This window comes from Novosphingobium sp. AAP93 (assembly GCF_001296055.1).
GTDB lineage: Bacteria > Pseudomonadota > Alphaproteobacteria > Sphingomonadales > Sphingomonadaceae > Novosphingobium.
Genome location: NZ_LJHZ01000087.1, coordinates 45,625 through 59,277, shown reverse-complemented (window position 1 = coordinate 59,277; position 13,653 = coordinate 45,625). Strand labels below are relative to the sequence as shown.

Below are 13,653 nucleotides of genomic sequence, written 5' to 3'. Positions count from 1 at the left end.
GTCGAGCGAAGTCGAGACACCAAGCGCTCCGTGTGGTGTCTCGACTTCGCTCGACACGAACGGAGGGGGAGGTTCCGGGTCCGTGCGAACCAAATTGCGCTAGGCGGGCGCTAAGGCTAAGGCCCGCCGATCATGACCGAAGCTCCAGACTACCGCTCGACCGTCTTCCTGCCGAAGACCGATTTCCCGATGAAGGCCGGCCTCCCCCAGAAGGAGCCGGGCATTCTCGCGCGCTGGCAGGATGAGGGGCTCTACCGGAAGTTGCGGGATGCGCGCCGGGGGGCGGAGAAGTTCATCCTCCATGATGGCCCGCCCTATGCCAATGGCGACATGCATATCGGCCACGCGCTGAACCATATCCTCAAGGACATGGTGTGCCGCACGCAGAGCCTGCTTGGGCGTGACGCGCCCTATGTGCCCGGCTGGGATTGCCACGGCCTGCCCATCGAGTGGAAGGTCGAGGAAGAGTACCGCAAGAAGAAGAAGAACAAGGACGAGGTTCCCGCGCAAGAATTCCGCGCCGAATGCTGCGCCTATGCCCAGAAGTGGGTGGACGTGCAGCGCGAGCAGCTCAAGCGCCTTGGCATCCAGGGCGATTGGGACCATCCCTATCTGACGATGGACCCGGAAGCGGAAGGCACCATCGTTGCCGAACTGCTGAAGTTTGCCGAGAGCGGCCAGCTCTATCGCGGCGCGAAGCCGGTGATGTGGTCGCCGGTGGAGAAGACCGCGCTGGCGGAGGCCGAGGTCGAGTACGAGGACATCGTCTCGACCCAGATCGACGTGGCGTTCGAGATTGTTGAGTCGCCGATTGCCGAACTGGTTGGCGCTCATGCGGTGATCTGGACGACGACGCCGTGGACGATTCCGGTGAATCAGGCTTTGGCTTATGGGCCGGAGGTTGAGTATCGCCTTTGCCGACGTCGGACTGACGACGGAAGGACATACGTCATTGCACTTGAGCTGCTTGGCACAGTTGGTGCGCGCTGGGCCGACGAGTTCGTACCTCTACACGCAGTAAAAGGCTCCGACCTAGCCGGAACCATCTGCCGCCATCCCATGCACGCACTCGGCGGGTTCTTCGCCAAGCCGCGCCCCATGCTGCCCGGCGATTTTGTCACGACCGACAGCGGCACGGGCCTTGTCCATATGTCGCCCGATCATGGCGAGGACGACTTTGCGCTGTGCAAGGCGCACGGGATCGAGCCGGTGTTCGCGGTCGAGGGTGATGGCAAGTACCGCGCGGACTGGGCATGGCTCGGCGGGCAGGGCTCGGTGATCAATCCCAAGTTCAATGCGCCGGACGGGCCGATCTGCGAGGCGCTGCGCGAGGCTGGCGGGCTGGTGGCTGCCTCTGCCGACTACAAGCATTCCTACCCGCATTCGTGGCGTTCGAAGGCCAAGGTGATCTATCGCTGCACGCCGCAGTGGTTCGTGCCGATGGATCGGCCGATTGTGCATGGTGTCTCGACTTCGCTCGACACGAACGGAGAAAAGAACACCCAACCCCAACCGTTCGCGTCGAGCGAAGTCGAGACGCAGGGCGCCACTCTGCGCCAGATCGCGGTGCAGGCCATCGCCGAAACGCGCTTCGTGCCCGAAAAGGGCCGCAACCGCATCGGCGCGATGGTCGAGGGGCGGCCGGACTGGGTGCTTTCGCGCCAGCGCGCGTGGGGCGTGCCGATTACGCTCTTTGTGAACCGCAAGACCGGCCAGTACCTCAACGATCCCGCGGTCAACGCGCGGATCGTGGCGGCTGTGCGTGCAGGCGGCGTCGATGCGTGGTCCGAGGAGCGCGCGCAGGAGTATCTGGGCGCTGACTACAAGCTCGAGGATTACGAGCGCGTCACCGACATTCTCGACGTGTGGTTCGATAGCGGCAGCACGCATGCCTTCGTGCTCGAATCGGGCAAGTGGCCCGATCTGCTGCGCCCGGAAGGCTACACCGGCCCGCATGCCGATCTCTATCTCGAAGGCAGCGACCAGCATCGCGGCTGGTTCCAGTCCTCGCTGCTGGAAGCCTGCGCCACGCGCGGCCATGCGCCCTACAAGGCGGTGCTGACCCATGGTTTCACCATGGATTCCAAGGGCATGAAGATGTCCAAGTCCTTGGGCAACACGATCTCGCCCATTGACCTGATGAAGGAATATGGCGCGGATATCCTGCGGCTCTGGGCGCTTTCGGTCGATTTCACCGAGGACCACCGGATCGGGAAGGAAATCCTCGGCGGCGTGGCGGACCAGTACCGCAAGCTGCGCAACACGTTCCGCTATCTGCTGGGCGCGCTGGAGGGGTACGACCACGAGGCGGAAGGCGTCGACGCGGCGGATATGCCGGAGCTGGAGCGCTATATGCTCCACCGGCTGGCGGAGCTGGACAGCGCGCTGCGGCAGGCGATCAACGACTTCGATTTCAACACCTACACCCGCGTGCTGATCGATTTCTGCAACGAGGACCTCTCGGCGTTCTTCTTCGATATCCGCAAGGACTGCCTCTATTGCGACGCGCCGACGGACCCCAAGCGGCGCGCCTATCGCACGGTGCTCGATGTGCTGTTCCACGCGCTGGTGCGCTATGCGGCGCCGGTGCTGGTGTTCACCAGCGAGGAAGTGTGGACCTCGCGCTTCCCGGACCGGGGCAGCGTGCATCTTGAAGCGCTGCGGGAACTGCCGGCGGAATGGCGCGATGCCGCGCTCGCCGAACGGTTCGAGGGCCTGCGCGCGCTGCGCAACACGGTGACCGAAGCGATCGAGCCGCTGCGGCGCGACAAGGTCATCGGATCGAGCCTGCAGGCCGAAGTCGTTGTGCCGGTCGGCGCGCCGGAAGGCGATCTCGCCGAACTGTTCATCACCGCGGAAGTGACGCGCGGGCAGGGCGATGCGGTGGAGATCGTGCCCACCTCCCACCACAAGTGCGGCCGCTGCTGGCGGCACTTGCCGGAAGTGACCGAGGACGGTGCGCTGTGCGCGCGTTGTGACGAAGTCGTGGCGGGGATCGACGCGTGAGGAACCGCCTCGCCGGATTTGCGCTGGCGCTCGGCGTGTTCGGGATCGACCGCGCGATCAAGGCGCTGATGGCGGGGCCGCTGCAGCTGCAGGCGGTCGGCGTGATCAAGCTGCTGCCGTTCTTCGATCTGCGCTGGACCGAGAACCGCGGCGTTTCCTACGGCATGTTCACCGCGGATTCGAGCGAGATGAAGTTCGCGCTGCTGGGGATGACCGGCGCGATCGCGCTCGGCGTCGCCGTGTGGATGCTGCGCGAGAAGGTGCTGGGCGAGATCCTCGCGCTGGCGCTCGTGCTCGGCGGGGCGCTGGGCAATATCTACGACCGGGCGGTGCGCGGATATGTGATCGACTATGCCGATCTGCATATCGGCGAATGGCGCCCGTTCCTGATCTTCAATCTCGCCGATGCGGCGATAACCTTTGGCGTGCTGATACTGCTTGCCCGGTCGCTGCTTTCGCGCGAAAAGCCCGCCCAGCCGGCGGATGCTGACCATGATACCGCCACGGAGACTGTTTGATGCGTAAGTCGACCTCGATCCTGATGCTTGCCGGTGGCGCCATGCTGCTCGGCGCGTGCTCGCAGGGGGGCTCGCTGTTCAACCGCATCCGGCCTGATGAGTTCGCCGTCAGCCGCCAGGCGCCGCTGGTGGTGCCGCCCGATTTCTCGCTGATGCCGCCCAACCCCGGCGCGCCGCGTCCGCAGGATCTCGACAGCTCGAAGCAGGCGCTCGATGCCCTGTTCGGTGGCCCGGCCCCGCGCAGCGCGGTGGAAACCGATGCGCTGGGCAAGGCGGGCGCGTCGGCCGTCGGCATCCGCAGCGTCGTCGGCGATCCCAAGACCAAGACCGTGGCCAAGGGCGCGACGCTGCGCGATATCCTCGCCGCGCCGGAAGGCGACGGCCGCGAGGCGCAGGCCAGCACGGCGGGCTGAAGAACCCCTCCGTCAGCCCTTCGGGCTGCCACCTCCCCATTTGTGCTTCGCAAAAATGGAGAGGAACTTCAGCCGTCGAGCATCGCTACAGCGGGCGTCGGCTTGACCTTGCTCGCGAGGAGCTTGTCGATCTTGCGGCCGTCCATGTCGACGACTTCGAAGCGCCAGCCCTGATCGTGGAAGTGCTCGCCCTCGCTCGGCAGGCGCTTCAGCACGGATAGTGCAAAGCCGGCCGCTGTGGCGAAGTCGCGGTCTTCGGGCAGCTCGATCGACAGGCGGTCGGCCAGTGCGTCGGCGGGGAGCGCGCCCGAGAGCAGCAGCGAGCCGTCCTCGCGCTCGACGATCATCGGTGCATCGCCCTCATCGCCATGCGCGACGAAATTGCCGACGATGGCATCGAGCAGGTCCGCCGGGGTGACGATCCCTTCGAGGTGGCCATACTCGTCATGCACCAGCGCGATGGCGACTTCGGCCTGCTGGATCACGCGCAGCGCATCCATCGTATCGAGCTGGTCGGGCACGATCGCGGGCTTCTTCATCAACCGGCTGAGCATGACCTTGCGGCCGCGCAGGAGCACCGAGAGCACATCGCGGACCTTGACCACGCCGACGACGTTGTCGACCGAGCCGTCCGCCACGAGCAGCAGCGAATGCGGGCTGTCGGCAATCGCGGCGCGCAGGTCCGCCTCGGGCGCACGGCGCTCGATCCAGTGAAGTTCGGTGCGCGGGGTCATCACTTCGCGCACCGGGCGCTCCGCGAGGCGCATGATGCCGGTCATCAGCGCGCGCTCGTCTTCCTCGATCACGCCGGAGCGGGTGGCCTCGGCGAAGATCATGTGGAGTTCCTCCGCCGTCACGTCCTGCTCTTGCTGACGGTGCATGCCAAACAGGCGCAGGATCAGCACGGAGGAGCTGTTCAGCAGCCAGACGAGCGGCGCGGTGGCCTGAGCCATGAGCTGCATGGGGCGCGCGGCAATGATCGCGATGGGTTCGGCCAAGCGCAGACCGAGCTGCTTGGGCACGAGTTCGCCGATCACGAGGCTGAGGTAAGTCGTCGCCGCGATCACCAGCATGAAGCCCGCTGTCTCGGCCCATTCGGCCGGAACACCGAGCGCGGCGAGGCGTTCTCCGGTCGGCCCGCCGAGGCTGGCACCGGAGTACGCACCTGCGATGATGCCGATGAGGGTGATGCCGATCTGCGCGGTCGAAAGCAGCTTGCCGGGGTCTGCGGCCAGTTCGAGCGCCAGTTTCGCGCCCGCGCTGCCACCTTCGGCCGCAACCTTGAGGCGGGCGGGACGTGCCGAGACAATCGCCAGTTCTGTCATGGAAAACAGGGCGTTGAGGACGACCAGCCCAAGGATGATGAGGGCGTCGGGCCAAGGATACGGGGTCACCCCAAGGTCGCTAGCAGATTTGAACGCGCGCGCGAAGTGCTGCTATTCGGGTGGCGTTCAGGATGTTAGGACGAAGATGCGGACCGTAACCGTTTTTGGCGGTGACAGTACAATGCAACGAACCCTCGGACGAGGGACCGTTCACAGGGGAAGTATCATGAAGATCAGGCGCGTTCTTGTTTCCAGCCTCTGCGCTGTCTCGCTCGTCAGCCTTTCGGCCTGCGTGACCGATCCCAACACCGGCCAGCAGAAGGTTTCGCGCACGGCCATCGGCGCCGGCGGCGGCGCGCTGGCGGGTCTGCTGCTCGGCGGCCTGATCGGCGGCGGCACGGGCCGCATCATCGGCGCGGGCATCGGCGGCGTCGCGGGGGCAGCCATCGGCTATTCCTATGACAAGCAGATCAAGCAGCTGCGCGAGCAGACCGCTGGTACTGGCGTCGATGTGAGCCCGGTGGACGGCGGCAAGGCGATCCTCGTCAACCTGCCCAATGGCGTGACCTTCGATACCGACAGCACGGTGATCAAGCCCGGCTTCCGCGACACGCTCGACAAGGTCGCGCAGAGCCTGGTGCAGTATCCGGATTCGCTGATCGACGTTTACGGCCACACCGATTCGACCGGTTCGGACGCGTACAACCAGACGCTTTCGGAAAACCGCGCCCGCGCGGTCGCCGATTACCTTTCCTCGCGCGGGGTTTCGGCGGCGCGCATCCGCAGCCAGGGCCTTGGCGAGAGCCAGCCGATTGCCTCGAACGCGACCGAGGAAGGCCGCTCGGCCAACCGCCGCGTGGAAATCAAGATCGTGCCGGTTTCGCAGGATGACGTCGCCCGCGCGCGCCAGGGGCAGTAGTCGATACGACATGCCAGCCGGGTTGACGAAGCGTTAGCCCGGCTGGCATCGCTCCTTGCGAAGAGGAGCATTTCCATGACTTTCACTCGCCGCACGATCGCCGGTCGCGAGACCAACCCCATCGGCCTTGGCTGCATGTCGCTGAGCTGGGCCTATGGCACGCCGCCGAGCGACGAGGACGGCAAGAGCCTGCTCGCCCGCGCACTCGATCTTGGCTACGACCACCTCGATACCGCGCGGATCTATGGCGATGGCCACAACGAGACGCTGATCGGCGAAGCGCTTTCGGGCCAGCGCAACAAGTTCTTCCTCGCCAGCAAGACCGGCATCATCGTCGACGGCAAGGCGCGGCGGATCGATTGCAAGCCCGAGACGATCAGGGGCGCGCTCGAAACCTCGCTGCGCCTGCTCAAGACTGATCACATCGATCTCTACTACCTCCACCGCCGCGATTTCACCGTGCCCATCGAGGAATCGGTGGGCGCGCTGGCTGATCTGGTGCGCGAGGGCAAGATCGGCGGGATCGGCCTTTCCGAAATGTCCGCCGAGACGGTACGCCGCGCGCATGCCGAGCATCCCATCGCGGCGCTGCAGACCGAGTATTCGCCGATGACGCGCAATCCGGAAATCGCGGTGCTGGAGACCTGCCGCGAGCTGGGGATCACCTTCGTGGCGTTCTCGCCGGTTTGCCGTGGCCTGCTCGTTGACGAGCGGCCCGATCCGGCGGCCATGCCCAAGGGCGATATCCGGCCGAACATGCCGCGCTTCCAGGGCGAGAACTGGGCGCACAACCTGACCCTTGCCGAACAGTTCGCGGCTTTGGCGGCACGCGAGGGCGTGACGGCGGCGCAGCTGGCGCTCGGCTGGGTGCTGGCGCGGGGCCCGCGTGTCGTGGCGATCCCCGGCACTGCGCAGCAGGATCACCTCGCCGAAAACATCGCGCGGTGGGATTGGGAACCTTCGGCGGCGCTGGTGGCCGAGGTGGATGCGCTGATCAACCACCAGACCGTGGCGGGGCACCGCTATGGGCCGGTGATGCAGGCGACGATCGATACGGAAGAGTTCGAGGCGGCTTGAGGCGTCCCGCCTGATTTCATCCCCTCGTCATCCCCGCCCACCCTCGTCATCCCCGCCCACCCTCGTCATCCCCGCGAAGGCGGGGATCCAGGGCCCGGTGGCGCTACGCCGCTCTGGATTCCCGCCTTCGCGGGAATGACGAAGAAAGGGGGCATTTGCCTCCGGCGGGCAAGGGCCATCGCCCTTGCATCCCGATCACCCTTCCATCTCGTCATTGCGAGCGTAGCGAAGCAATCCAGAGCCGCGCAACACCGCCTTGGATTGCTGCCCCCGGCTCAAGGCCGGGGTCGCAATGACGAAGTGTGGATATCAAAGGCATTTCCCGCCTTCCATCCCCGTCACCCCGTGCTTGACACGGGGTTGGGCTGTTCTTCCGGCGCAGCGCCCGAAAAAAAGCCAAGGCCCGGATCAAGTCCGGGCCGACGATTTTGTGTGGTGGCGGGTAGCCAAGTCAGTATGAATAGATTCGAGCGACTGCGTTCGCTCCCCCGCGGAAGTGGGCCACGGCCTATCCTTGGCTTAAAACGGGCACTCAGCAAGCACGTTTTCGCCGCTAAACGGCGAAAGTATCCGCAGCTTCCATCGTCCAGAAAGCGACGGCGTGTACTGCGATACGAGTGCGACCGAGGAGCTACACATTTTTATTGCCTCCCTCGCATTAGTATCAATGCGAACATCGACAGATGAATTCCAGCCGCTTACATCACATCTGCTGACGAGATTTGTAGTCCTCATAGCATTGCAAACGCGATATGCGGCATCGACCGCATCATTTGAACGCTGCTGGTCCTGTGATGGGGACGAAGTACATGCGGAGATTAATGCGAAGAGCGCGGCGGATATCGCTAACTTCTTTCTTGGTTGCAGCATGTTCGGCTTCCTCCCGGATCCCTAGCTTATAGTAGTCGAGCCGCTGGTGGGAGTCACCGCCTGCTGGCTGCTGATTTGGAGACCGGTTGTTTTCCGCCTTCCACCAAAACCGCCCCAAAACTCAGGGATGCAAGGGCGATGGCCCTTGCCCGCCGGAGGCCTCTTTCTACGCCATCCGGCTCGCGCGCTCGGCCAGCCGGTCGACCGCCGCCGCATGGATTGCAGGTGCCGCCGCCAGCAGCCCGAACGCACGCGGATCGCGCTTGTTATAGGCCAAGGGCGCGCCGAAGGCGTCGCTGACGGCAGCGCCGGCCTCGCGCGCAATCAGCGTCGCGGCGGCGATGTCCCATTCGTAGCCCCAGCGCAGGGTGGCGAGGAGGTCGGCTTCGTCGGCGGCGACCATGGCGATGCGCAGGGCGATGGAGTTGGGTTTGTCGACGAGGACGAGATCGTGGTCGATGCGGGGGAGGGCGTCGGCGGGGACGCGCGCGCCGGTGAGTTCGCGGCGGCTGCTGGCGGTGAGGGGGAGGTCGTTGCGGGTGGCGCCCTGGCCGGCGATGGCCTGCCAGTATTCGCCGCGCGCGGGGGCATCGAGCGCGCCGATGAGGGGGCGGCCTTCGGACACGAGCGCGACGGAGACGGCCCAGCCGGGGCGGCCGCGCACGAAATCGCGCGTGCCGTCGATCGGATCGACCAGCCAGCACAGGCCCTTGGCGAGGCGGGCGGGATCATCGACGGTTTCCTCCGAGAGCCATCCGGCGGAGGGCAGCAAGAGCCCGAGTTCCCGCTTGAGGTATGTATCGACCTCGAGATCGGCGGCGGAGACGGGGTTGCCGGGCGACTTGTCCCACACATCGAGCGCGTGGCCGTGGCCGGGCCAGCTGGCGAGGGCCAGGCGTCCGGCCTCGGCCATGATGGCGCGGAAGCGGTCGAAGTCGATCATCGGCCTTTGCGATGCGGGTTTGGCGGCTTCCGCGCAAGGGGGCGGCGGCCGATCCACGCGATCTGTGCATTCGTATTCGGCGGTGTTCGAGGTGCGCAGGCGGGGATTGCATCCGTGCAGGCGCGATTGGGGTGCGCGGGGCCTTTTCAAGCCCTTGGCCGTGTGCTTAAGGCAGCGCGACCTGCCGGTTCACGCCGCTTGCTCTCAATCTCTTGATGCGGGGATCACGCATGAACGTTCATGAATATCAGGCCAAGGAATTGCTCGCCAAGTTCGGCGTCGGCATTCCGGCGGGCATTGCTGCCCTCACGGTCGAAGACGCGGTTGCCGCCGCCAAGCAGCTGCCCGGGCCGCTCTATGTGGTGAAGGCGCAGATCCACGCGGGCGGACGCGGCAAGGGCAAGTTCAAGGAACTGCCGGCGGACGCCAAGGGCGGCGTGCGGCTGGCGAAGTCGGTCGAGGAAGTCGAGGCGTTTGCCAAGGAGATGCTGGGCAACACGCTGGTGACGGTGCAGACCGGCGCGGCGGGCAAGCAGGTCAACCGGCTCTATGTGACCGACGGCGTTGATATCGCCAAGGAATACTACCTCTCGATGGTGGTGGACCGGGGCACGGGCCGCGTCGCCATGATCGTCTCGACCGAAGGCGGCATGGACATTGAGGAGGTGGCGCACAGCACCCCTGAGAAGATCGCCACGATCACGATCGATCCGGCGCAGGGCTTCATGCCGCACCACGGCCGCGCCGTGGGCTATGCGCTGAAGCTTACGGGCGAGCTCAACAAGCAGGCCGCCACGATTGCCAAGCAGCTTTACACCGCGTTCATGGCGCTCGATTGCGACATGCTTGAAATCAACCCGCTGGTGGAGACGAAGGACGGCAATCTGCTGGTGCTCGACACCAAGATGAGCTTCGATTCGAACGCGCTCTATCGCCACCCCGATGTCGTCGCGCTGCGTGACGAGACCGAGGAGGATCCGGCGGAGATCGAGGCGAGCAAGTACGACCTCGCCTACATCAAGCTCGATGGGAACATCGGCTGCATGGTGAACGGTGCGGGCCTTGCCATGGCGACGATGGACATCATCAAGTTGAACGGCGAATTCCCGGCCAACTTCCTCGACGTGGGCGGCGGCGCCACCACCGAGAAGGTGACCGCGGCGTTCAAGATCATCCTGCGCGATCCGGCGGTGAAGGGCATTCTCGTCAACATCTTCGGCGGGATCATGAAGTGCGACATCATCGCCGACGGCATCGTTGCCGCCGCGAAGGAAGTGAACCTGCAGGTTCCGCTCGTCGTGCGCCTTGAAGGCACCAACGTGCAGCAGGGCAAGGACATCCTTGCCAACTCGGGTCTCCCCATCGTCCCCGCCAACGACCTTGGCGATGCCGCGCAGAAGATCGTGGCCGAAGTCCGGAAGGTTTCCTGATCCATGAGCATTCTCGTCAACAAAGCCACCAAGGTCATCACCCAGGGCATGACCGGCAAGACCGGCGCGTTCCACACGCAGGCCGCGCTCGACTACGGCACGCAGATGGTCGCGGGCGTGACCCCCGGCAAGGGCGGCACCAGCCACATCGGCCTGCCGCAGTATGACACCGTCGCCGAAGCCAAGGCCGCGACCGGCGCGACCGCGAGCTGCATCTACGTGCCGCCTCCGGGCGCGGCGGATGCGATTCTGGAAGCCATCGACGCGCAGATGGAACTGATCGTGTGCATCACCGAGGGGATTCCGGTGCTCGACATGGTGCGCGTGAAGCGTGCGCTGCAGGGTTCGAAGTCGCGCCTGATCGGGCCGAACTGCCCAGGCGTGCTGACGCCGGACGAGTGCAAGATCGGCATCATGCCGGGCTCGATCTTCAAGAAGGGCTCGGTGGGCGTCGTCTCGCGTTCGGGCACGCTGACCTATGAGGCGGTGTTCCAGACCTCGAACATCGGGCTTGGCCAGACCACTGCGGTCGGCATCGGCGGTGACCCGGTCAACGGCACCAACTTCATCGACGTGCTCGAGCTGTTCCTGGCGGACGAGGACACCAAGTCGATCATCATGATCGGCGAGATCGGCGGCGACGCGGAAGAGAACGCGGCGCAGTTTCTGATCGACGAAGCCAAGCGCGGGCGCAAGAAGCCGATGGCCGGCTTCATCGCGGGCCGTTCGGCGCCTCCGGGCCGCCGCATGGGCCACGCCGGCGCAATCGTTTCGGGCGGCAAGGGCGATGCCGAAAGCAAGATCGCGGCGATGGAAGCGGCGGGTATCCGCGTTTCGCCCTCGCCCAGCCTGCTGGGCGAGACGCTGGCGGAAGTGCTCAAGGGCTGAGGCTCTCGCGCAGACGACGAAGAACGGGGCCGGGGGGAAACCTCCGGCCTTTTTCTTGTTGGCACGCCCATTCCCGGGCCTTCGACCCGACAGGAAAGGTCAATTCGCGGCGCGGATTTCGGCGTCTATGGCGGCGGCATCCGCGCCCATGTTTGCGCAGATGAAGCGGACGGCGGACTGGTAGCGCGGCAATGCGTCTTCGGGATCGGCGTAACCCGCGATCTCAAGGCCGACGAGGCCGTGCATCTGGCCCCAGACGAGGAAGGCGAGGTCCTGTACTTCGGCGGGTGCGGGCGCCGTGTTGCGGTGGTGGGCAAGGCACGTGCCGACGGCATCGACCAGCGCAGCAAAGGCCGGGTAGGCGTCTTCGACCGGCACGGAGAGCGACACGAACTGGCTGTGGCGACCGGTGGGAGAGAAGCGCTTCTCGCCGCCGAACATCAGCCGGTACATGCCCGTGTGATCAAGCGCGAAGCGGCGGTAGGCGAGCATCTGGCGGACCATCCAGCGCAGCGGTACTTCGCGTTCCTCGACTTCGAGCGCATAAGCATGGAGCCGCGCGAAGCCGATGGCGTAGAGCGCCTGCATGAGGCCGGGCTTGCCGCCGTAGAGCGTGTAGATCGCCATCGTGGAGGAACCGCAGGCCCGCGCGAGTTCGCGCAAGGCGACACCATCCGGCCCGTCGCGCCGCACCAGTGCTTCCGCTTCCTCCAGCAGACGCGCGGCGAGGTCTTCACGCGGGGGTTCGGCGGTGAGGGTCATCCGATTCGACATACTTTAGTAAGTGCCCGCTTGCAGCGAGAAATTCCAGTGGTATAGCTTTCTCATAACATCGTTATTGAGTCGATCCAGCGCGGGGAGAGGGTAATGGTCGGCATCGAAAGTGAAGGCGGCGGCAGCGAACGACATGGTGCGGGGCCGATTACCCCGATTACCGTTCGGCAGGGCGGCTTTGCTTTTGCCGAGGATACGCCGGCGCACTGGATCCCGCATGCGCCCGAATTCGCGCAGATGGTCAACGGCGCGTCGTTTGTGATGCCGCATCTGGAGCCGTTCCTTGTCGCGACGCTGGGGGAGGCGGCGAAGCTGATCGCGGACCCGGCGGTGCGGCGCGAAGCGCGCGACTTCTGCATGCAGGAAACGCAGCATTACCGCACGCACCGCCGGTTCAACGATGTGCTGCTGGGGCAGGGCTACGAAAGTCTGGCCGCGGTCGAGGCCGAGATGGCGGCTGCCTATGCGCGGCTGCTGGAGCGCCCGCTGGCGGTGCGGCTGGCCTATGCGGCGGGATTCGAGGCGATGACGCTGGGGCTCACCGACTGGCTGGTGGGCAACCGGGTCGAGCTGTTCCGCGACGCGGACCCGCGCGTCACCTCGTTCATTCTGTGGCACATGGTCGAGGAGACCGAGCACAAGCTGGTGGCGCACGACGTCTACGAAGCGGTCTCGCCGGGCTATTGGCGGCGCGCGGTGGGCGTGCTGCATGGCTCGCTCGATGTGATCCGCTGGAGCCGGCGGTGCTACCGCGCGCTGCTGTTGGCAGACGGACGGTGGCGGCGCCCGGTGTCGCGGCTCAAGGTCTGGTGGTGGGCTGCGCGGTTCCTGCTGGGGGCAGGTCCGGCAGTGCTGCGCGCATTGGTGCCGGGGCATGATCCGCGTGACATGAAGGATCATCCATGGGTGCGCGAGTGGATCGCCGGACACGCGCGGCAGGAGACGCGCGGCGCGCCAATGCCGCTGATCGATACACAGAGCGCCGCGATGCCGGTGCCGTTCTGAGGGGGTGGGGATGGACCATGGAGAACTGCGCAGCGTGCAGCGCATGCTGATCGTGCAGGGCGGCTATGTTATGCTGCTGGGGTTCGTCGCGGGCTTTGGCTTCGTGTTCTATCTGATCGGCAGCATCGAGCTCTGGCCCATTCCCGGCAAGATCGCCGTGCAATTGCCCGGCAGCGACAAGGCCTGGCGGATGAGCCACATGGAAGGCGTGCTCAACGGGCTGACGTTGTGGCTGCTGGCCGCGCTGCAACCGGCGATGGCGCTGCCGGTGGCAACCGCAAGGCGCATCGCGCGGATGCTGGTGCTGACGGCGTGGTGTTTTCCGATCGCCTCATTGTTCGACGCGCTGTTCAAGGACAGCCGCGGCCTGAAGTTTGCCGCGCCGGTGACGAACCTGATCCCTTTCTTCCTGTTTTACGTGGGCATCATCGCGCTGGTCTGGGCGGTGATCGAGATCGTGGTCCGCGTCCGCAAACAGGTCTGAG

Annotated in this window: 12 protein-coding genes; 9 read left to right on the top strand and 3 right to left on the bottom strand. The window is 65.5% G+C overall.

Annotated elements, in window-relative coordinates; translation table 11 throughout:
* Positions 1-132: 132 nt before the first annotated feature.
* Genes ileS through IP83_RS13690 form a run of 3 tightly spaced genes read left to right on the top strand, consistent with a single transcriptional unit; the run spans position 133 to position 3,937 of the window.
* Positions 133-3,006 (top strand): isoleucine--tRNA ligase, encoded by a 2,874-nt coding sequence (gene ileS / locus IP83_RS13700; RefSeq protein WP_054122786.1) that lies wholly within the window; start codon positions 133-135, stop codon positions 3,004-3,006.
* Positions 3,003-3,524, top strand: a complete 522-nt coding sequence (lspA, locus tag IP83_RS13695; RefSeq protein WP_054122785.1) for a signal peptidase II — start codon at positions 3,003-3,005, stop codon at positions 3,522-3,524. The genes ileS and lspA overlap by 4 nt, the downstream gene beginning before the upstream one ends.
* Positions 3,524-3,937 (top strand): DUF3035 domain-containing protein, encoded by a 414-nt coding sequence (locus IP83_RS13690; RefSeq protein WP_054122784.1) that lies wholly within the window; start codon positions 3,524-3,526, stop codon positions 3,935-3,937. The genes lspA and IP83_RS13690 overlap by 1 nt, the downstream gene beginning before the upstream one ends.
* Before the next feature lie 68 nt (positions 3,938-4,005).
* Here IP83_RS13690 and IP83_RS13685 read toward each other — a convergent pair whose 3' ends face one another.
* A complete protein-coding gene (locus tag IP83_RS13685) occupies positions 4,006-5,331 on the bottom strand; it encodes a hemolysin family protein (protein WP_054122783.1) in 1,326 nt (441 codons plus the stop codon).
* A 157-nt stretch (positions 5,332-5,488) separates the two neighbouring features.
* Between IP83_RS13685 and IP83_RS13680 the strand changes: the two genes are divergently transcribed.
* A complete protein-coding gene (locus IP83_RS13680; protein ID WP_054122782.1) occupies positions 5,489-6,181 on the top strand; it encodes an OmpA family protein in 693 nt (230 codons plus the stop codon).
* 75 nt (positions 6,182-6,256) lie between these two features.
* Positions 6,257-7,258, top strand: a complete 1,002-nt coding sequence (locus IP83_RS13675; protein WP_054122781.1) for an aldo/keto reductase — start codon at positions 6,257-6,259, stop codon at positions 7,256-7,258.
* Positions 7,259-8,294: 1,036 nt separating this feature from the next.
* Here the strand turns inward: IP83_RS13675 and IP83_RS13670 are convergent.
* Complete coding sequence (locus tag IP83_RS13670) at positions 8,295-9,071, bottom strand: 3'(2'),5'-bisphosphate nucleotidase CysQ (protein WP_054122780.1); 777 nt, start codon at positions 9,069-9,071, stop codon at positions 8,295-8,297.
* 230 nt (positions 9,072-9,301) lie between these two features.
* On the opposite strand from IP83_RS13670, the gene sucC reads away from it, so the two are divergent.
* Together sucC and sucD are read left to right on the top strand one after the other, a co-directional pair.
* Entirely contained in the window at positions 9,302-10,501 is a 1,200-nt protein-coding gene (sucC, locus tag IP83_RS13665; RefSeq protein WP_054122779.1) for an ADP-forming succinate--CoA ligase subunit beta, read from the top strand.
* 3 nt (positions 10,502-10,504) lie between these two features.
* Positions 10,505-11,389: a succinate--CoA ligase subunit alpha gene (gene sucD, locus IP83_RS13660; RefSeq protein ID WP_054122778.1), complete on the top strand. Its 885-nt coding sequence runs from the start codon at positions 10,505-10,507 to the stop codon at positions 11,387-11,389.
* 99 nt (positions 11,390-11,488) lie between these two features.
* Here sucD and IP83_RS13655 read toward each other — a convergent pair whose 3' ends face one another.
* Positions 11,489-12,151, bottom strand: a complete 663-nt coding sequence (locus IP83_RS13655; RefSeq protein ID WP_197274373.1) for a TetR/AcrR family transcriptional regulator — start codon at positions 12,149-12,151, stop codon at positions 11,489-11,491.
* 105 nt (positions 12,152-12,256) lie between these two features.
* Here IP83_RS13655 and IP83_RS13650 point away from each other — a divergent pair, with 105 nt between their 5' ends.
* Both IP83_RS13650 and IP83_RS13645 read left to right on the top strand, forming a co-directional pair.
* Entirely contained in the window at positions 12,257-13,168 is a 912-nt protein-coding gene (locus tag IP83_RS13650) for a metal-dependent hydrolase (RefSeq protein ID WP_054122776.1), read from the top strand.
* A 10-nt stretch (positions 13,169-13,178) separates the two neighbouring features.
* On the top strand, positions 13,179-13,652 hold the full coding sequence (locus IP83_RS13645) for a hypothetical protein (RefSeq protein WP_054122775.1): 474 nt from the start codon (positions 13,179-13,181) through the stop codon (positions 13,650-13,652).
* The last annotated feature ends 1 nt before the right edge of the window (position 13,653 follow it).